Consider the following 21,364-nt stretch of genomic DNA (forward strand, 5'->3'; position numbering starts at 1 on the left):
TGGATTGACATAAAAACTTTAAAAATGAAAAAATCGATGAGAGTAGTACTATTTATAGTTTTGTTTTTAATCATCGAAAATGCTTTTGGGCAAATGAGAATTAAAGATTGCGCTACACAACAATTCGTTGCGGATGTTGTGGTGTATGATGCACAAAACAATACCATTCTAGGTGTTTCAGATAAGCATGGCGCAGTAGAAATAGATCCGCACATAGTAGATCTAACACTGGTGCATCCAGACTATGGGAATATTAAAACGATGAGACAAGAGGTGATTTGTATTGATCAATCGCTAAACACGATTGTTATTGAAATGCAATTTGATGCTAAAAAGAATTGTTGAGCGTGCTTCAAAATACCTATGATCAGTATCGTATTGATCCGTATGATGAACAGCTGTTTTTGTATACAGGAAATATTTATGAAAACAATAGGCAAGGAGAGTTATTGGCACAGGAAAAAGGGGGGGCAACCAAAATTCAACCTTTTATGATACTTCTTTTTTTATATCTGATCGGTTAGCAGATTTTTACGATCACATGAGTATAGTCTCTTTTCTTCCATTAATAGCAGATGATAAAATCTACTTTTTTTTCAACAGTAAAAAACATTTCAACAGGTTGATTAAAAAAGTTAAAGCAGCAAAGGTCAATAAGATCAAGTCAGATTATTTTGTTTATGACAATACGGGGGTTAATTATTGGCAGTTTGAGATTGATCCTGTGGACAAACGAGTCGTGCGCTTTGTTAATTCAAAAGTAGAGCTCTTTGCTTCTGATCGCAAAAGAAAAAGCCCAATAGTACAGCGCTTGATTGAGGTCCGTTATAACCTAGTCGGCAATAAATTAGGGCAGAGTTTGCATTTATTCGAATGGTACAAATCAACTTCTTCAGAACTGTCGATGACAAAATATTTGACGATCAACACCGTTGGTGCACAGGATGTGCCATTTGAAAAGAGTTATTCTGCTTTGGAGTATGGTAAATTGAAAATGCAGAGAAAAAAGGAAATTAGAGATTTAGTCTATGAGAGGAGAAAATAGAACCTAGTTGATGTAGGTAGAGAAAATAAAGCGATGCCGATGCATCGCCTTTTTGTTTAGGAAATAGGATGTTTTTGATCCATGTCTTTAAAATCTTCATCTTGTTGACGCATCTTAATAAAATCCGTCACCGATAGTTTGGTGATCTCTTTAAAAGCAGTAGAAAAGCTTTTGGAATTACCAAAACCAAACTCGTCAGCTAAACCCGTTAGGTTGAGCAAGTGCAATTTGGGATTATAGGTTAATTCTCTTACCGCATGTTGAATGCGCAATCGCTTTAAGTAATCAGAGAAATTGATGTGCTTCTCTTCGTTAAAAAATTTAGATAGGGTATTGCGGTTGGTGCCGAATTGACGGGCCAACTCATCCTGCGTAATTTTTTGTAAGAATCCCTTTTTATTTTCAAAATCCTCTAATTTCTTTACAAGAACCTGTGTGGTATTGAGTGGTTGACTTATTTCGGGTATTTCTACAACTGGAATAGTAGCTTGTACCTGTTGTAAACGATCCGAAAGCTGTATAGGTGTCTGAGGCGCATGATCAATAATATGCCTGTATTGCTGCTGTAATTTTTGCTGTTTCTTTTGGTAGTATAAAAGCCCGACAAATACAAGTAAGATCAATACCGTAACTAAACCATATAACCCTCTGATTTTTGACTTGCTTTTCGAAAGCTCATATTCTAACTTTTTCTGTGAGGCTTCTAATTTCTTGGTATCAAGATGTACATGCATATACGAGCTCAATTTGCTGTTCTTTTTGTGTAGTTCAGACGAAAGCCCCATCAAAAGTTTGGTATAGTACAACTCTTTTTCTAGGTTCTTCTTATTTTGATAATAGGTAATCAAATAGTCAAAGGCCTCACTTAATTCCGTATTAGCAAAAGCCGTTTCGAGGTATAGCTTTTCTATTTTTTCAAAATAAGGCAATGCTTTCTCTCGCTGATTGGTTTCCCACGCATTTTTTCCAAGATATAAATAGGCTAAATGCTCATTGCCAAAATCGCCATTGGTTTGTATAGGGGGTATAGATACTGTAAGTAAGGAATCAGAAAGGGGATAGTTTTTTATGCGATGATTATACATCCCATTGATTAAGTCAAAGTAAGCGGTTTCTAATGCTTTATCTTTTGAGGTCAGTTTGGCAATGGATGCATAACCGTCACGCAATAAAAGTTGAAGGGTATCATTCTTTTGCTGACGAAAATTGGTTTTGCTTAATGAGAATACACTGGTGATATAGCCTCTTAGATTATTGTAGGTATTGCTAGTATCGTGGAGTTTACTTTGATAATAGTCAATAACTTCTTTGGTTACTTTTTCTGATTTATCATAATCGTCTAAATGGTAATAGATGGAACTAATAGAACTTTTAACTTTGTTTAATGTATATTCATCTTGGGCGCCTTTTAAATAATCTTCCGCTTTTAATCCATATTCAAGGGCTGTTCTATAGTTTTTGTTAATGTATTCCACATAGCTTTTTACATTATAGGCTGTACCTACGGCTTTGATATCATTAAGCGTTAAAGCATAATTAAGTAAGCTATCTGCGTATAGTGTTTGTTGTGTATAGGCTTTAACTTGAAACACTTTTTTGCGATAACCCACAATAATCGCTTCAGGTACTTGCTCTTTTTTTGCTTTTTGTAAGTAATATTCGAGGTAAATGTCCTTATCAGTAGGGCTCAATAAATCGGAGTTGATACTAAAAAGTAGATCCTGTAAGGACCAATTCTTATAATCAACATGATTTTGAGCAGGTAGAGCATAAGAAAGCCCCCCACTAAGGGTTAGAAAAAAGAGAAGCCAGAGTTTTTTTAAAAACATTTTGTAAGGTTTTAAAAGCGTTTTCTTAAAGGTAGTGTTTTTTTGTATTTTATAAAACATTGATGTTCAGTGTTTTTTACAAATTTTCCGATCAATTGACAAATTTTCTGCTATGCTAGTTTTAAGGGTTTAACTCGTTAAAAATCAGTGTGTTTTACAAATTATCCTTTGCTGTTTACAATACTTCCGTCATTGCAACGATCAAAATTTGCGATTTTTTTACAAACGGTCTAAGTTTGCTTTGAAAATCATACGAAATCAAGTTTGTTTGAATGAGAAATAGATTTGGATTCAAAAGGAACGAACAGTATAATTAAAAAGGCAAAACTATGAAAAAGATTTATATATGCGCAGTATTCGGCTTGTTGTTTGCTTCATGTAGTACAGATGAAGGACAAATGGAACCAGTAAAATACTCAAATGAAGTTCATAGCATAACAACATCTAATTGGTTAAGCGTAATGACGAGTATTGAGCAAGCAGCTCAAGATAAAACGAGTTATTACGGCACAAAACAAATGGTTTCCCATGTGGAAGGTAAAGCCTTGGCCAATGCAGGTTTTGTTGCTATGATGGATGCTTCCTATTTGGCTCCAACAGAATCAGAAATAAAAACGATAATGATGGCGGATAAAACGCAGTTGATCAATGCAATGAATTATAGCACAACCGCGAAAGCGTATCTGAAACAGTTGTTGGTAGATAACAAATCATGGGCAGTTAGTCCTGAAACAAATTCAGCATTAAGTGCGAGAGAGGTTCAATTGTTGCAATTTGCAAAAGAGATTAACGATCCAGATGATGAGTGGAACAGATTAAGACCATTAGCATTTGCTTACGGATATCAGAATAGCGATGCGCGTGCGGTAGTATTTGCAGTAATGGCGCATGAATTTAAAAAAGTAAAGTAAGAAAAAACGTGTTGTTTCTATATAACTAGCAGTCCGGAATGCTGGTATTGGAACAAAACAGAAGATACACTAGAAAGAGGGTATGTAATGAATGTATAAAAACAATAATCAATATTGATTATATCCTTAGAAAGTAAAAATAGTAATGGAACTTATAATTACCTATCGGTTTAAAATATTTGCAGTGTTATTGCTACTATGGGCAGGGATGAACTTTTGGGTATTTCCTCCTGCTTGGTTTTGGGTTGCCATTGTTTGCATGGTTCTGGTTTTGGGGATCAGTGTTAAATTGTTTAAGGCCAAACCTTAGATTTAATATGATAGACCAGCCATCAAATAATATCGGCAGAAAAATAGTTGGCATTATCTTTTTAGACGATAAAAAATAGAGGAGTTATATCCATTATAATTGATTAATTTAAATGGAAAAAAGCGATGAATTTTCATCGCTTTTTTGTTCTCATCTATTTTAGCTTTAATTTTGTGACTTAATCATGGAGTAGATGCAAGTAAAAGAAGAGTTAGCGTTACAGATACAAACCTTGCCCGATCAACCGGGTGTATATCAGTATTTTGATAAAGAAGGGAAGATATTGTATGTCGGTAAAGCAAAGAATCTAAAGAAGCGCGTGAGCTCCTACTTCAATAAAGTGCACGACAATGCGAAGACCAATGTATTAGTCCGAAAAATTGTAAAAATAAAACACATTGTTGTTCCTACTGAAACAGACGCACTGCTGTTGGAAAACAATCTGATTAAACAACTCCAGCCCCGATACAATGTTTTGTTGAAGGACGATAAATCCTATCCGTGGATTTGCATCAAAAAAGAACCTTTTCCTCGTGTTTTTACCACACGTCGAATGGTCAAAGATGGTTCAGAATACTTCGGACCTTATACTAGCACCAAGACCGTAGCTACTTTATTGGATTTAATCAAAGAATTGTATGCGATACGTACCTGCAGTTATGACTTATCTCAACAAAATATCCGCAGTGAAAAATTCAAGGTATGCTTAGAGTATCATATTGGCAATTGTGGAGGCCCCTGTGAGGCTTACGAATCGGTGCAACAATACGACAAAAAAATTACAGAAATACGCGATATCCTCAAGGGGAATTTCAAGGAGAGTCTCAAGGGATTCAAAACGTATATGTTGGAATTAGCCGCTGATATGCGTTTTGAGGAAGCACAACAAATCAAAGAAAAGATTGAGTTGCTTGAGAATTATCAAGCCAAGTCAACCATTGTCAATCCCAAAATTGGCAATGTAGACGTCTTTACTATTCTTTCGGATGAAACCAATGCTTATGTCAATTTTTTACAAGTTTCCTATGGAGCAATCATTCGCTCTCACAATATGGAGATGAAAAAGAAATTGGAAGAGACGGATGCTGAATTACTCGAATTGGCTATTGTTGAGATACGAAGTCGATTTGAATTATTGACTAAAGAGATTTTGGTGCCCTTTGAGGTAGAATTAGGAGAAGAGATTAAGGTTACCGTACCTAAAATGGGAGATAAAAAAGCCCTGTTGGACTTGTCTGAACGCAATGCTAAGTTCTATCGTTTAGATCAATTGAAGCAAATTAAAATTGTTGATCCCGATCGACATGTGAAGCGCATCATGCAACAGATGATGAAAGATTTGCGACTCCCGAAAGAACCGCGTCACATTGAGTGTTTCGATAACTCAAATATTCAAGGAACCAATCCTGTTGCCGCATGTGTGGTATTTAAAGACGGAAAACCCAGTAAAAAAGACTACCGTCATTTTAATGTTAAAACCGTAGAAGGTCCAAACGATTTTGCTTCCATGCAAGAAATTGTATTCAGACGTTATAGACGTTTGCTCGATGAAAAAGAACCACTACCAGATTTAATTGTTATTGATGGAGGTAAAGGACAGTTAGGGGTTGCGTTAAAAAGCCTTGAAGATTTAGGATTAAGGGGGAAAATTCCCATTATCAGTTTAGCAGAACGATTGGAAGAAATTTTTTATCCAGGGGATAGTTATCCGTTGTACTTGGATAAGCGATCAGAGACAATGAAAGTGATTATTCACCTTCGAGATGAAGCCCACCGTTTTGGTTTGACGTTTCACCGAAACCAACGCAGTAAAAATGCAATTACTAGCAAGCTAGATGAAGTACCTGGTATTGGTGAAAAAACGAAGACCAAGTTGCTCAACCACTTTAAATCTGTGAAGCGAATTAAAGAAGCACCACTAGAAGAAGTAGAAAGTATCATTGGGAAAGTAAAAACTAAAGTTTTATTGGAACATTTGAAGTAAATTAGTAGGGCGAAAAAAAGAAAAACTATGTACAGAATTATTGTTGTTATAGCAATTGCACTACTTGGTGCTACGGGAGTTGCTCAAGAGACTAATCAAACGAAGGAAAAGTTGAAGGATCGACCAAAAGTAGGAGTGGTTTTGAGTGGAGGTGGTGCAAAGGGATTGGCTCATATTGGGGTGCTCAAAGTGCTAGAAGAACAAGGTGTACAAGTCGATTATATCACGGGAACGAGTATGGGTGCTATTGTTGGAGGTCTCTATGCATCAGGGTATACGGCTAGTGAGTTAGATTCTATTTTTAGCAGTATCGATGCAACGGCTTTAATCCGAGATTATATTCCTCGTGTGTCCAAGTCATTTTACGAAAAGAAAAATGATGAAATTTATGCGTTGACTTTGCCTTTTGATAAATTTAAAATAGGATTGCCCAAGGCTTTTTCTCGTGGTATGTACAACTACAACTTGATGAATAAGCTTTTGGCGCATGTGCGTCATGTACGTGATTTTAACGATTTGAATATTCCTTTTTTGTGTATTGCAACCAATATTGAAACGGGTAAACCCGTATTAATTGACTCGGGCTATTTGCCACAAGCTATCTTGGCTAGTGGTGCGTTTCCCTCTTTGTTTGCACCAGTGTTAATTGACGAACATCACCTGATTGACGGAGGAATTGTCAATAATTACCCTATTGATGAACTTAGAGCGTTAGGGGCTGATATTGTGATTGGTGTCGATGTACAGGATGGGTTAAAATCCATTGATGATATTAATGGAGCTGCGGATGTCTTGCTTCAAATCTCCAACTATTCCACGATCAATCAAATGAAAAATAAGATCGATCAGACGGATATTTATATCAAGCCTGATATTTCTGGGTATACTGTTATCTCTTTTGATGAAGGAAAAGCGATCATTGAAAGAGGGGTAGAGGCTGCCAATGTCAAATTGGAGGAAATAAAAAAAATTGGAGGCAGAAAAGATGTTTTACAAAAGCAATTTGTGCCCAAATACACGGATAAGCTATATGTTAACTCCATTGATATTAATGGATTAAAACATTATACTCAACGGTATGTACACGGGAAATTAGGTTTTAAACCTGAAAGTTATATTTCTTTTGATGATCTAGAAAAGGGAATTGATCAGCTGAATGGATCCGATAACTTTAGTAGCATTTCCTATCGTTTTGACGCAAATGGCGAAGGTGATGCATTGGTATTAGATCTAGTAGAAAATCCGACGAAACGCTATCTTAAGCTTGGGGTGCACTACGATGGACTTTATAAATCAGCAGCCTTAGTCAACGTAACGCAGAAAAATCTCTTGATGAAAAGTGATGTCGCTTCTTTGGATGTTGCAGTAGGAGATAATGTGCGCTATAATTTCAACTATTTTGTAGATAATGGTTTTTATTGGAGTGTGGGAATCAATTCCAAATTCAACCAATTTAGCAGCGATTTGCGCTATAAAATGTTGACCGATAACGATCGAGTTACCTTGCCAGGACAGGGAGATTTAGCGAATTATCCGTCTAAATTCAGCGTTGATTATAAAGATTTTGAAAACCGCTTGGTTTTCCAAACATTTTACCAACAAAAATTTTTGGTTGCTGCGGGATTGGAGCACCGTTATTTTGATGTAAAGAGTAATACACTAGCAATTGAGCACAATAATTTTGATATCAGTACTTATCTTGGTGGATTCGCTAGTTTTACTTTCGATACTTATGATAATAAGTATTTTCCACGTAAGGGATTTATGTTTAAAGGAGAATATAAGAATTACTTCTTGTCTTCGGATTACCTCGGTAATTTTCAGAACTTTTCAACCATTACAGGGCAAGTAGGTTATGCAACAAAGGTAACAGATAAGTTGTTTGTCGATTTGCGTTCACGTATGGGAGCGACGATTGGAAATACACCTTCTATTGGATTTGTTTACTTTTTAGGCGGATATGGATTTGCAGAACGCGATAATATTATTCCCTTCTATGGGTATGATTTATTGAGTATTGCCGGAAATTCCTACATTTTGGGATCGATCAATTTAGATTATGAAATATTCAAAAAACACCATCTGAATTTCTCTGCTAATTTTGCCAATGTAGGAGAAGACATATTCTCTGGTTCCGAATGGTTGTTTAAATCGAAGTATTCAGGCTATGCCATAGGTTATGGGATGCAAACGATGATTGGCCCTATCGAAGTGAAATACAGTTACTCGCCAGATACGGGAAGTAGCTATACTTTTTTCTCGGTTGGTTTTTGGTTTTAGTTAAGAATTAAAAAAAGATAAAGCGCTGTATTTTAGCAATACGCAAATAAAATTTGGTTATAAAGTTGGATATATCATTTTTATTTCGATATTTGTGACATTATGAATATACAATGGGACGGTTTATTGGCTTATATTAAGTTTCTGATCAAGAGAAATCCTGAATGAGAAACTTTTACTTATATTATTTTTTTTCCAACCTTAAAACTATAAGTAATTATGCCTTTATATCATCGCTTAGGGAGTATTCCCCCTAAACGTCATACGATTTTCCGCAAGGAAAACGGTGACTTATACTATGAACAATTGTTTGGTACAGTTGGTTTTGACGGAATGTCAACAAATATGTACCATGTACACCGACCAACACAGGTGAAAGAAATACGCAAACAGTATTCTGTCGCACCTAAAATTGCGAAAGCAAATAACATTCAATCTTACCGACTAAGAGGATTCCAAGTAGAACCCGAAAATGATTTTTTAGAAAGCCGAAAAGCAGTTTTGACCAATAGTGACTGTACCATTGTATTAGCGGCTCCTAAACAATCAATGAAGGACTATTTCTATAAGAATACCGATTCAGACGAATTGATTTTTATCCATAAAGGATCAGGAACCCTGCGTACTTTTTTAGGTAACTTAACCTTTAAATACGGAGATTACTTGGTTATTCCACGCGGAATGATTTACAAAATGGATTTTGATACAGAAGATAATCGATTATTTATCGTAGAATCTAAACACCCGTTTTATACGCCAAAACGCTATAGAAACTGGTTTGGACAATTGATGGAACACTCGCCTTTTTGCGAGCGAGATATTCGTCGTCCTGAAAACTTAGAAACGCATGATGAAAAAGGAGATTTCTTAATCAAGTTGAGAAAACAGGATGAAATCTTCGAAATGGTTTATGCTACGCATCCTTTTGATGTCGTAGGATACGATGGATATAACTATCCTTATGCGTTCTCCATTCACGATTTTGAGCCAATTACCGGTCGCATTCACCAACCACCTCCGGTGCACCAAACATTTGAAACCGCAGGCTTCGTAGTTTGTTCTTTTGTACCAAGGTTATACGACTATCATCCAGATGCGATTCCAGCACCTTATAACCACAGTAATATCGACAGTGATGAGGTGTTGTACTATGTAGATGGTGACTTTATGAGTCGTAATGATATTGCACCAGGTCATATCTCGCTTCACCCAGCAGGAATTCCACATGGACCACATCCAGGGGCTGCAGAGCGTTCAATCGGAAAAACGGTAACGGAAGAATTAGCGGTTATGGTAGATACCTTCAAGCCGTTAATGGTAACGGAAGAGGCCATGAAGATTGCCGATGAACAATACTACCAATCGTGGTTAGAAGAATAAAAAATCAAAAACAGAATAAACAACAACTAAAAACTATATTATGAGTAAAGAAGTAAAGTCAGTTGAATTTGGCTTAGAAAAAATATTTGAAGGAGCACAAGATTTCTTACCTTTATTAGGAACAGATTACGTTGAATTTATCGTAGGAAACGCAAAACAAGCAGCTCATTTTTACAAAACAGCTTTTGGATTCCAATCGTTAGCTTATGCTGGATTAGAAACAGGTGTAAAAGACAGAGCGTCATACGTTCTAGTACAAGATAAAATCCGCATTGTTTTAACTACGCCACTTACAGCAGAGTCTGAGTTAAACGACCACATCGTTAAACACGGAGATGGAATTAAAGTAGTAGCGTTATGGGTAGAAGATGCTCGTAAAGCTTATGAAGAAACAACTAGCCGTGGTGCAAAATCATACATGGAGCCTGTTGTAGAAAAAGATGAATTTGGAGAAACGGTACGTGCAGGTATTTATACGTACGGTGAAACAGTTCACATGTTTGTAGAGAGAAAAAACTACAACGGAGTGTTCTTGCCAGGTTTCGTGAAATGGGAAAGTGAGTACAACCCAGCACCAGTAGGATTAAAATACGTAGATCACATGGTAGGAAACGTGGGATGGAACGAAATGAATACATGGGTAAAATGGTACGAAGATGTAATGGGATTCGTAAACTTCTTATCGTTTGACGACAAGCAAATTAATACAGAGTACTCTGCTTTAATGAGTAAAGTAATGTCAAACGGAAATGGACGTATTAAATTCCCTATCAACGAACCAGCAGAGGGAACAAAACGCTCTCAAGTAGAAGAATATTTAGACTTTTACAATGGTCCTGGTGTTCAACACATCGCAGTTGCTACAGACGATATCATCAAAACAGTTGCTGAGATGAGAGCTAGAGGAGTTGAGTTTTTATCTGCTCCGCCACAAGCGTATTACGATGCAATCCCTGGACGTTTAGGTGTTCACATGGATATGATGAAAGAAGATATCAAAGAACTTCAAAAATTAAGTATCTTAGTGGATGCTGACGAAGAAGGATATTTATTGCAAATTTTCACTAAACCAGTAGAGGATCGTCCAACTTTATTCTTCGAAATTATTCAAAGAATGGGTGCAAGAGGATTCGGTGCAGGTAACTTTAAGGCACTTTTCGAATCAATCGAACGTGAGCAAGAGTTGCGCGGTACACTATAATCTGAGTTAAGGATATCTTAAAAAGCCTCATTTTGAATATGTTATAGTTAAAGTGAGGTTAAAAGATAGTAGATATATGAATAATCAATAAAAAACCATACATTTGCACTCGCAAAAATAAAGATGTCATAAGCTTTATTTGAGTGTAATAAATTTTTCATAATTTATAGTTTTTTGGTTGGTTAATAGCATAAAAACTCAGTCAATTATTTGACTGGGTTTTTTTGTTTGTTATTTTTGAATAAAATTAGCCGATTATGAAAAAAGTATTATTTGTTATTTATACCTTCCTATGCTGTGCGACGATCTCGTTTGCACAAACGAAGCCAACGGCATTTAAAGCTGGAGAATATCTGAAATTCAGAGTTTCCTATGGTTTTTTAAATGCAGGAATAGCTGAACTACAACTCTCTGAGACTACGTATAAAGGAAAGAGCATGTACCATGCAAAGGGTATTGGCTATACAACAGGACTCTCCAAAGTGTTTTTTAAAGTATACGACGATTATCAAAGTTATTTTGAGAAAGATCAAGTTGTGCCTCATCGATTTATTAGAAAAATTGATGAAGGAGGTTATACCAAAAATCAAGAGGGCTTTTTTGATTATGCCAAAAACAATGTTCTTGTCAAAGACTACGAAAAGAATAAAGACAGTACATATCCCATTGTAACAGAGGTGCAAGATATTGTATCTGCGTTCTATTATCTTAGAAATCATCCTAAACTCGATAATCTAAAAAAGAATGAAGCGGTCGAAATCGATATGTTTTTCGATGGAGAAGTTTTTCGTTTTAAACTATTGTATTTGGGAACAACTGAATTAAAAACTAATTTTGGGAAAATTAAGGCCCTAACTTTCAGACCCTATGTTATGGCTGGTCGCGTATTTAAAGAAAAGGAAAGCTTAACTGTTTGGGTATCAGCTGACAGAAATAAAGTTCCTTTGCGAATTAAAGCAAGCCTAGCTGTTGGATCACTAAAAGCGGATTTAGAAGAATACAAGGGATTAGTTTCAACCTTAAAGCAAGAATAACCATGAACGACTTAACCAAGCAACACATACAAAATTTAGAAGAAAAGTTTACACAAATGGGACAGAATCCCAATGTGCATTTAGAAGGGCTATTGCATGGCAAACCCTTAACGTATTGGGATTATATTCAAACCGATGCGCTACTGGGCCTGCAAATCCAGCGTAGCTTGTATCCAGATGAGATGGTGTTTATTATGTATCACCAAGTCAATGAGTTACTGTTTAAAATGATCTTGTGGGAAATTGAGCAATTAGCCGATACGGTTCAAATTGAAGTGGAAGTATTTACCGATAAATTGATGAGAATTAGCCGATATTTTGATATGTTGACTAATTCTTTTAGCATTATGGGTGATGGAATGGATGTGGAACAGTATAATAAATTTAGAAATACACTGGCGCCAGCGAGTGGTTTTCAAAGCGCACAGTATCGTTTGATCGAGTTTGGATCAACGGATTGGAGAAATTTAATCGATAAGCGATTTATTCGCGATTTAGCGGAAAATATTTCGGAAGAAGAAGCGTTAGAATTTATGTATTGGCAAGCCGCTGGAAAAAATTACAAGACGGGCGAGAAGTCCTATTTACTCAGTGCATTTGAGAAGAAATACAGTCAAACTTTTGTTAAAGCAATGAAAGATTATGAAAAAACAAATTTATGGCAGAAATTTGTTGAACTTCCCAAAGAAGCACAAGAGCGTCCAGAATTGATTCAGGCCATGAAACACTACGATTATACCGTGAATGTGACTTGGGTGATTGGACACTATAAAACTGCGTTGAAGTACTTAGAAAGTACGGGGGTAACGAAAGAAGCAACGGGCGGTAGTGATTGGAAAAAATATATGTTGCCAGAATATCAAAAAAGAATATTCTTCCCAGCCTTATGGTCTGCAGAAGAAATGGAAAATTGGGGAAAAGGATTGGTTTAAAATAGAAAAAAGAAAGGTTTGAAGTATAAAATTTTTATGTTGTTAACAGGGCTACTTTTATTTACTTCTTGTAAAAAAGAAGGAGAAATGGAAGTAAGTACAGATACTGAAGAAGAAACAGTAGAGGAGATTGTGGCCGAATTATATGGGTTTAATTTGAATGATTACGTCGTAACAGAAGATACGATTAGGTCAGGCGATAACCTTGGAAAGATATTTGGCAATTACAATCTCAATGCTTCAGATGTACACAATATTGTTACCAAAGTAAAAGATACGATTAATGTAAGAGGAATCCGTGCAGGACAGCCCTATACGTTGATTAAGTACAAAGATAATCCAGATAAGTTGGCGGCTTTTGTCTACCATCCGAATATTTCAGGGTATCAAGTCATCGATTTACGCGATACAGTTACGGCTTATACTAAAACTTATCCCGTTACCATACGAAGAAGAACGGTGGCTTCTACTATTGAGGGGTCGCTTTCTGTAAGTTTGAGCAATGAAGGTGTGGACCAATCGCTAGCTACGCGTATGTCTCAGATTTTTGCTTGGTCGATTGACTTCTTTAAACTACAGCCTAACGATCGATTTGCGGTAACGATTGAAGAAAAATACATCAACGATACGGTGTATGTCGGCATTTCAAAAATTGAGGCGGCGTATTTTAACTATAGAGGAAAAGACCTATACTCTTTCCCTTACCAACGATCAGGAGCAAAAGGAAAAGATTATTACGATGAGGAAGGACGCCCAATGAAGAGTATGTTCTTAAAAGCGCCATTAAAATTCTTCCGCATAACTTCGCGCTATACGAAAAGCAGATTCCATCCCGTTCAAAAAACATGGAAGTCGCATAATGGAACAGATTATGCTGCACCAACAGGTACGCCAATCATGACGACCGCTTCAGGAGTTGTAGAACGTACGGGTTATACGGCTGGAAATGGAAATTACGTCAAAGTAAAACACAATGGAACGTATTCAACCCAATACCTGCATATGTCTAAAATTCTCGTGAAAAAAGGACAATATGTAGAGCAGGGACAATCAATCGGTTTAGTTGGGAGTACAGGATTAGCTACAGGGCCTCATGTGTGCTATCGCTTCTGGAAAAATGGTGTTCAAGTAGACCCTTTGGGACAAGTTTTGCCAAATTCAGAACCGATGGACAAAAAAGATATACCCGCTTATAAAGAATATATCCAACCGCTTAAAGCGGAGTTGGATGCTGTGATAAAAGAAAAATTTAATAAATAACTGCTGTTTTTACATAAAAATGTTACAAGCTATTAATCCTACTAGTACTGCTGCATGGAGTAAACTACGCGAGCACTTTGAGCAAATGAAGTTGATCCAAATGCAAGACCTCTTTGAAGAGGATTCTAGTAGAGGGAGTTCATTTAATATTCAATTCGATAATTTTCTATTGGATTACTCTAAAAATAAGATAACAAAAGAAACGTTATCTTACCTGATTGAGTTAGGAGAGGAAGTACATTTGAGAGAAGCTATCGAAGCTTTGTTTAATGGAAGTAAGGTAAATAAGACAGAAAATAGAGCCGTATTGCATACGGCTTTACGCGATTTTACCCCAGAGGCATCTATTGTTGTGGATGGTGTAAATGTCTTAGATGAAATCCGCCAAACTAGAGCGCGAATCAAAGACTTTGTCGACCGTGTTGTACAAGGTGATTATACTTCTAGTACAGGCGAAGCTTTTACCGATATTGTCAACATTGGTATTGGTGGATCGGATCTTGGACCTAAAATGGTGGTACAAGGATTGGCGAACTACAGCAATCATCTACGTGCCCATTTTATATCCAATGTCGATGACGATTATTTGTATTCGATACTCGATAAGTTGAATCCCCAAACGACCTTAGTACTTGTTGTGTCCAAGACATTTACAACGCAAGAAACGGTATTAAATGCCGATAAGGTTGTACAATGGCTTTCCGAATCTGTTGCGAAAGATCAGTTGACCCAACACTTGGTGGGGGTGACAGCAGAGGTGGAACGTGCTGTTGCGTACGGAATTAATCCAGCAGTGATTTTCCCGATGTGGGATCACATAGGGGGGCGCTTTTCGCTCTGGAGCTCTGTGGGACTTTCAATTGCCTTGGCCATAGGGTACGAGAATTTTGAAAAGCTATTGAAAGGTGCAAATAAAATGGATGTTCATTTTAGAACGGCTCCTTTTGAACAAAATATCCCAGTTGTTTGTGCATTATTAAGCGTGTGGTATAATAATTTCTTCGGATATGAGACAGAAGCCGTCGTGCCCTACAGTCAATTTTTGGAGCGATTTCCTGCGCATTTGCAACAAATGATCATGGAGAGTAATGGGAAAGATAAAAATCGCGAAGGATTTCCAGTGAATTACGAAACAGGAACTTTAATTTGGGGAGATGTAGGCGTATCCGCCCAACATGCCTTTTTTCAACTGTTTCACCAAGGAACGAAAGTTGTTCCTGTAGATTTTATTGGATTTGTTAACCCTTTTTGTTCCTCAGATAGTAACCACACCATCTTGATGTCTAACTTTTTTGGACAAACAGAGGCTCTGTTAAACGGAAAGGAAGCGACGCGTGAAATAGATACAGAAGATCCATTGATTCAAAACTTTAGGGAATTTACTGGAAATAAACCATCCAATACACTTTTAATCGATAAGTTGACACCAGAATCACTCGGTGCACTTGTTGCGTTGTATGAACACAAGACTTTTGTACAAGGTGTGATCTGGAATATTTATAGTTTTGATCAATTTGGCGTAGAATATGGCAAGGTTTTAGCAAAAAATATTCAGGGCGAAATTATTTCGAATAATGTACTGAAACACGATAGTTCTACAGCCTTTTTGCTGAATTACTATTTAAGAAACAGAAGTCTTTAGAATTCAATAAATTGGGTCGCACGTTAAATTTAATAATTTCGTAACATTTGAGGAGTATCTTTTTGTACATTTGCGGTGAAATTAATTTATCACTTACACTTACAAAATGAAAAACTTGAAGAACTGGATGTTGTTTTTCGTAATGGTTATTACGTCAACATCTGCATTTTCACAAAACAAAGTAACGGGTACAGTTATTGATGGTGAACTTAACATGAGTTTACCAGGTGCGACTGTACTAGTGAAAGGAACGCAAAATGGAGTATCAACAGATGCCAATGGAGTGTTTACTTTAGATGTAAATAACGATAAAGGAGAGGTTGTTCTTTCGTTTATTGGTTATCAGTCTAAAACAGTGGCTTTTAAAGTTGATGCAAACAAAGTTGCAAACTTAGGAAACATTGTTTTAAACCCAGATGAGAACATGTTAGAAGACATCGTGATCATGGGAGTTGCGGACGTTGCAAAAGACCGTAAAACACCAGTTGCCGTTTCTACAATTAAGGCAGCTGAAATTCAAGAAAAATTAGGATCTCAAGAGTTTCCTGAAATTTTAAACACGACACCTTCAGTTTATGCCTCTAAAGGAGGAGGAGGTTATGGTGACTCTAACATCAATATTCGTGGATTTGATCAAAGAAACGTTGCTGTGTTAATTAACGGTATGCCTGTTAATGATATGGAAGGTGGTGCTGTATACTGGTCAAACTGGGCTGGTTTATCAGATGTAACTTCAGCCATGCAAGTACAACGTGGTTTAGGATCTTCTAAAATTGCGATTTCTTCTGTTGGAGGTACAATTAACGTATTAACTCGTACATCAGATGCAAGAGAAGGTGGATCAATCTCTGCAGGTGTTGGAACAGGCGATTACTTTAAAGGATTAGCTTCTTACAACACAGGAGTATTAGAAAATGGATTATCTGCTTCAATTTTGTTAGGATATACACGAGGAAGTGGATATGTAGAAGGAACAGGATTTGAAGGGTATAATTACTACTTAGGTTTAGGATATAAATCAAAGGATTCACGTCACAATGTTCAGTTTACTTTTACTGGTGCTAAACAAGATCACGACCAACGTTCTACTTCAGTTTCTATTGAAAATATCCAAAAATGGAACAATGGGAAAATGAATAAAAGATTCAACCCAGATACAGGATTCTATAATGGAGAGCGTTTTAACTTTAAATCAAATTACTATAATAAACCAGTAATGTCGATTAACTATGATTTCAATATCAATGAAACATGGACATTAGGTGCTGTTTTCTACGGTTCTTGGGGACGTGGAGGAGGAACTGGAACAATTGGTGGAGGACCAAATGGTTACAGAGACTTTGGAACTGAAGTAAGAGATGCAAACGGACATATGCGTTTTGACGATATCGCTGCTTGGAATAGAGGAGAGATTGTTGAAGATTGGAAAGAAATTAAAGATAAACAACCAGTAGGTCCTGGTACAAGTAATAGTTTAATGGATGATCCGAATAATCCAGGGCAACAAGGATACTATATTACGGATTTTGACAATAAAACAAAAGCATATAGAGGAGGTTGGGCTCGTCGTTCTAGTATTAATTCACATGACTGGTATGGTACGGTGATTAATATGAATGCTAAAGTAAACGAAAACTGGACCGTTGATTTTGGTTTAGATGGACGTATTTACAAAGGATACCACTACCAATTACTTGATAATTTGATGGGGGCTGATGGTTTTTATGTTGCTAAAAACAAGAATAATAACAACCAACATTATGTTGTAAATCAAGTGTATGATGCTAAAGCTTCTTTGAATCCATGGGTAAATTGGAATAATAGAGAAAAAGTAGGATACCACAATGATGGTAACGTAAAATGGTTAGGTGGATTCGGTCAAGTAGAATACTCTAAAGATGATTTGTCTGTATTCGTTCAAGGAGCAATTTCTAACCAATGGATGCAGCGTGTTGATTATTTCAACTATGATCGCAGTACTGCTGAAGGTGCGAAAGACTACAAAACTGATTGGGAAAGTATCTTAGGAGGAAGTATTAAAGGGGGCGCAAACTACAACATTGATGAAAATCACAATGTTTTTGTTAACTCAGGTTATTTCTCTCGTCAACCTTTCATGAATAATGGGGTGTATTTAAATAATACCAATACATTAAATCCTGATTTAACAAACGAAAAAATATTCGGTTTAGAAGCAGGTTATGGATATAGAAGCCATAAACTAAGAGCGAACTTAAATTTATATAGAACGTCTTGGAAAGATAGAGTTACACGTGCAACAGGAAAAGTGCAAGATAAAGGGGTAGACGGAAGTATTGTAACTGCTAATGGTTATGCTACTTTAGTTGGAGTTGAACAAATCCACACAGGAATGGAAATGGATTTCATTTACTATCCAGTAGATCGTTTAACTATTACAGGATCTTTCTCTTGGGGAGATTGGCATTATGGATCAAATGTTACAGGAACCTACTATAACGAGGAGACGAATCAACCGATCTATAATGAACCAGGTCAACCTGAGTCAGGATTCAAAACACACACATTATACATTGATGGAGCTAAAGTGGGTGGAGCGCCTCAGTTAATTGCAAACTTAGGAGCAGGCTACGAAATAGCAAAAGGATTGAAAATTGATGCAAACTACAGATACAATGACAACTTCTATGGTACTTTAGTTGTTACTGATGCTAAAGAAGAAGGTAAAAATGGATCAATGAAGTTACCAGCATTTAATTTGTTTGATGCAGGTCTTTCTTACCGCATGGAACTTGGTAAAGAAAAACAAAATGCGTTAACAATGCGTTTTAACGTAAATAACGTATTCGATACTACCTATATTTCTTCTGCAAGAACAAATATTGAAGCAACACCGACAAGTACAACTTGGAAAGGAGTTGATGTTCGAAATGAAGTGATGTTAGGAGCAGGTAGAACATGGAACTTTACAATGAGATTCAATTTCTAGTAAATTACTACGATATAAAAAGAGCGGTTATGAAAATAGCCGCTCTTTTTTTTGTTGTATCTTGTACAGACGCTTTTTAGGGAAGATGAATTCGATTTGAACGTATAAACGAGCGTTTTTATAAACACACAAACACATAAGAACATGGAGAAAAAGAAATTAACTAATGAATTAAGCATCTCAAGCATTTGCTTTGGAGGAAATGTATTTGGCTGGACGTTAAATGAAAAAGAATCCTTGCGTATGCTGGATGAATTACACGATCAAGGGATTAATTTTATAGATACAGCCAATAGCTATTCGCATTGGGTAGAGGGAAACGTAGGGGGAGAGTCGGAGCGCATTCTTGGTAAATGGTTTATGGAGAGTAAGAAAAGACAGGATGTAGTTTTAGCTACCAAAGTGGGTGGAGGTATGCAAGGCGTAGAACGAGGATTGACTCGACAGCAAATTATTGATGGAGTTGATGCCTCTTTGCAGCGTTTGCGTACGGATTATATTGATTTATACTATTCGCATCACGATGATCTCAATGTAGGGGTTGAGGAAATCATGGGGACTTTTCAAGAGTTGATTCAAGCAGGAAAGGTTCGTGCCCTGGGTGCCTCTAATTTGAGTAAAGAACGCTTACTGGAGAGTAATCAAATAGCAGAAGTAAAAGGATGGACTAAGTATATTGCGCTTCAACCGCTTTATAATCTCTATGACAGAGAGCAATTTGAAAAAGAGTATGCAGAGATAGCCAAGAAAGAAAACATAGCTGTAATGCCTTATTTTGCCTTAGCAAGCGGATTTCTTTCTGGTAAGTATAGAACAGAAGCGGATTTAGAGGGAAGTGCGCGTAAAATGATGGTGGAGCACTATCTGAATGATCGCGGATTGAATATCCTTGATGCTTTAGCTCAAATCGCTCAAAAACATCAGGCAACAAGTGCTGAGATAGCGATCGCTTGGTTGTTGCATCAACCTGTAATTACTGCGCCCATTGTCAGTGCTACCAATGCTAAACAATTGGAGAGTTTGATTCGCGCTACAACCATTCAATTGGAAAACGTTGATTTGACTTTGCTTGAGGAAGCGAGTAAATATAAATAACATAAATGGCGTATGATCCAAGGGCTAACGCACAGAGAATAAAATAAAAACCCGCTTGCATCAATTTCATGCAAGCGGGTTTTTATTTTAAAAAGGTACTAAATCAAACGTTTTACTTCCTGATTCTTGTTTGCCATAATAATCTTGATTATTAGCTTTAAATACGAGTTTATACTTGTTATTTGTTATGCTGAAACCTCGTTTTCTTCTTAATGTTCTCAACTTATCTTCATTGGGTATCGCAAAGGAGAAATCAGGCTCTAATTGCTGATCTAAGGCTGTAGTGGCAAGGACAACTATCGATTTAAAATAAGGATTGAACATATTCGTTTTAGATCCATTGATAAAAACATCAAAGAAAAAGTTACGAGCAAATGGTTTGTTTCGATTTGCCGAGCCAAATTGCATAACAATATGGTCTCCAACTGGATAGGCAATGATTCCATGTAAACTGTTATTTTTAGCTGATAGTAAAAACTGACCTGTTTTATCTACTGAGGTATGTTGATCCTTAAATAAGCCTCTAACATTCCTAATCATTATCATTTCACCTGTTATAAAATCAGCATTATCCTTTGTCATATTAAATGTCTTTAGAGGTTCTCCCTGTTCATCTCGAAGTAGAATAGAAATGAATTGTTTATCAAAATAAGCTTGCACAAGCTTATTGTCAAAAAGCATAGAATTAGATGCAGGATGTTTTAAATGCGGTTTGTTGAACGGTTGTGGATAACTAGCATAAGTAGATTTTTGAGTGTTTAGGTCAATACTCAAAATTTCGGTACTTTGATTGGAAGTATCCAAAGTGATATAAAGAATATCGTTGTGAATATAGTATTTTCTTTGTGCCGCTGCTTTTAGTAAATCTGTAGGTTGATTCATTTCGATATAGGTCATCGGTACCGAATCTTGTAAAGCTTGATTGAGAGATACCTGACTGTTAGAACCTAAATAAAAATTATAGCCTGTAAAGTTTACCAGGGTATCTTTTTGCGGTTTTAAGTTTGCATCTAGTTGCAAGAAACGGATTTGATTATTTTGGAATCTGGTATGAAGAGCGTAAAATTTATCCCCATGTGAAAAATGTAAAAATGAATCTTCTTCTTTGTCATTCCAGGTAAAAGGAGCAGCCGTAGTTGTTCTATTTTGCTTAAAATCAAAGGTTTTAGCTTGAATGTCTTTCGCTGTTGTAATATACATTGTGGCTTTATTTTCTTCAGCCGCTGTAAAAGCAACAACTGTATCATCAAAGTAATAAGGAATAGTTGTAAACAAGGATTGTTTTTCAGTTAGACTATCTGTCAATTGAACCCCTTGTAATTGCTTACGAGATTGCAAGAAAAAGAAATTTTTGTTATCAGTATTATAATGATACGCTTGGGTAATATTGTCCAACTTCGTTGGAATTTTCACTTCTTTTACTTGAGCTTGTAAAGAGCCTAGAAAACAAAGTAGGAGTAGGGTTGCAATATATTTCACTATAGTTAGGTGTT

General features: G+C 36.5%; 16 protein-coding genes. 14 read left to right on the top strand and 2 right to left on the bottom strand.

Going from position 1 to position 21,364, the window contains the following annotated elements:
• The first annotated feature begins 36 nt into the window (after window positions 1-36).
• From ACPDHL_RS04475 to ACPDHL_RS04485, 3 genes are all read left to right on the top strand, one after another.
• Window positions 37-345: a hypothetical protein gene (locus tag ACPDHL_RS04475; protein WP_430531604.1), complete on the top strand. Its 309-nt coding sequence runs from the start codon at window positions 37-39 to the stop codon at window positions 343-345.
• Entirely contained in the window at window positions 342-524 is a 183-nt protein-coding gene (locus tag ACPDHL_RS04480; RefSeq protein ID WP_430531605.1) for a hypothetical protein, read from the top strand. Before ACPDHL_RS04475 ends, ACPDHL_RS04480 begins: the two co-directional genes overlap by 4 nt.
• A 98-nt stretch (window positions 525-622) precedes the next feature.
• Window positions 623-1,045, top strand: a complete 423-nt coding sequence (locus ACPDHL_RS04485; RefSeq protein WP_430531606.1) for a hypothetical protein — start codon at window positions 623-625, stop codon at window positions 1,043-1,045.
• A 56-nt stretch (window positions 1,046-1,101) separates the two neighbouring features.
• Here ACPDHL_RS04485 and ACPDHL_RS04490 read toward each other — a convergent pair whose 3' ends face one another.
• A complete protein-coding gene (locus ACPDHL_RS04490; protein WP_430531607.1) occupies window positions 1,102-2,874 on the bottom strand; it encodes a helix-turn-helix domain-containing protein in 1,773 nt (590 codons plus the stop codon).
• 461 nt (window positions 2,875-3,335) lie between these two features.
• Between ACPDHL_RS04490 and ACPDHL_RS04495 the strand changes: the two genes are divergently transcribed.
• The 11 genes from ACPDHL_RS04495 to ACPDHL_RS04545 all read left to right on the top strand — a co-directional run bounded on the left by ACPDHL_RS04495 (window position 3,336) and on the right by ACPDHL_RS04545 (window position 19,871).
• Entirely contained in the window at window positions 3,336-3,785 is a 450-nt protein-coding gene (locus ACPDHL_RS04495; protein ID WP_430531608.1) for a hypothetical protein, read from the top strand.
• Between the two features lie 503 nt (window positions 3,786-4,288).
• Entirely contained in the window at window positions 4,289-6,079 is a 1,791-nt protein-coding gene (gene uvrC / locus ACPDHL_RS04500; protein WP_430531609.1) for an excinuclease ABC subunit UvrC, read from the top strand.
• A 27-nt stretch (window positions 6,080-6,106) separates the two neighbouring features.
• Window positions 6,107-8,359, top strand: a complete 2,253-nt coding sequence (locus ACPDHL_RS04505) for a patatin-like phospholipase family protein (RefSeq protein ID WP_430531610.1) — start codon at window positions 6,107-6,109, stop codon at window positions 8,357-8,359.
• A 219-nt stretch (window positions 8,360-8,578) separates the two neighbouring features.
• Complete coding sequence (locus tag ACPDHL_RS04510; protein WP_430531611.1) at window positions 8,579-9,739, top strand: homogentisate 1,2-dioxygenase; 1,161 nt, start codon at window positions 8,579-8,581, stop codon at window positions 9,737-9,739.
• A gap of 40 nt (window positions 9,740-9,779) precedes the next feature.
• Complete coding sequence (hppD, locus tag ACPDHL_RS04515; RefSeq protein ID WP_430531612.1) at window positions 9,780-10,940, top strand: 4-hydroxyphenylpyruvate dioxygenase; 1,161 nt, start codon at window positions 9,780-9,782, stop codon at window positions 10,938-10,940.
• 257 nt (window positions 10,941-11,197) lie between these two features.
• Complete coding sequence (locus ACPDHL_RS04520; protein ID WP_430531613.1) at window positions 11,198-11,974, top strand: DUF3108 domain-containing protein; 777 nt, start codon at window positions 11,198-11,200, stop codon at window positions 11,972-11,974.
• 2 nt (window positions 11,975-11,976) lie between these two features.
• Window positions 11,977-12,906, top strand: coding sequence for a tryptophan 2,3-dioxygenase family protein (locus tag ACPDHL_RS04525; protein WP_430531614.1), 930 nt, complete (start codon window positions 11,977-11,979; stop codon window positions 12,904-12,906).
• Between the two features lie 36 nt (window positions 12,907-12,942).
• Window positions 12,943-14,166 carry a peptidoglycan DD-metalloendopeptidase family protein gene (locus ACPDHL_RS04530; RefSeq protein WP_430531659.1) on the top strand — a complete coding sequence of 408 codons (1,224 nt, stop codon included), beginning with the start codon at window positions 12,943-12,945 and terminating at the stop codon, window positions 14,164-14,166.
• A 19-nt stretch (window positions 14,167-14,185) separates the two neighbouring features.
• On the top strand, window positions 14,186-15,808 hold the full coding sequence (gene pgi, locus ACPDHL_RS04535) for a glucose-6-phosphate isomerase (RefSeq protein WP_430531615.1): 1,623 nt from the start codon (window positions 14,186-14,188) through the stop codon (window positions 15,806-15,808).
• Window positions 15,809-15,914: 106 nt separating this feature from the next.
• A complete protein-coding gene (locus tag ACPDHL_RS04540) occupies window positions 15,915-18,776 on the top strand; it encodes a TonB-dependent receptor (RefSeq protein ID WP_430531616.1) in 2,862 nt (953 codons plus the stop codon).
• Window positions 18,777-18,920: 144 nt separating this feature from the next.
• Complete coding sequence (locus tag ACPDHL_RS04545) at window positions 18,921-19,871, top strand: aldo/keto reductase (RefSeq protein ID WP_430531617.1); 951 nt, start codon at window positions 18,921-18,923, stop codon at window positions 19,869-19,871.
• Between the two features lie 87 nt (window positions 19,872-19,958).
• Here the strand turns inward: ACPDHL_RS04545 and ACPDHL_RS04550 are convergent, their stop codons facing one another.
• A complete protein-coding gene (locus ACPDHL_RS04550; protein WP_430531618.1) occupies window positions 19,959-21,350 on the bottom strand; it encodes a hypothetical protein in 1,392 nt (463 codons plus the stop codon).
• Window positions 21,351-21,364 lie beyond the last annotated feature (14 nt).

This window comes from Myroides sp. C15-4 (assembly GCF_050522745.1).
In the GTDB taxonomy this organism is placed as follows: Bacteria; Bacteroidota; Bacteroidia; order Flavobacteriales; family Flavobacteriaceae; genus Flavobacterium.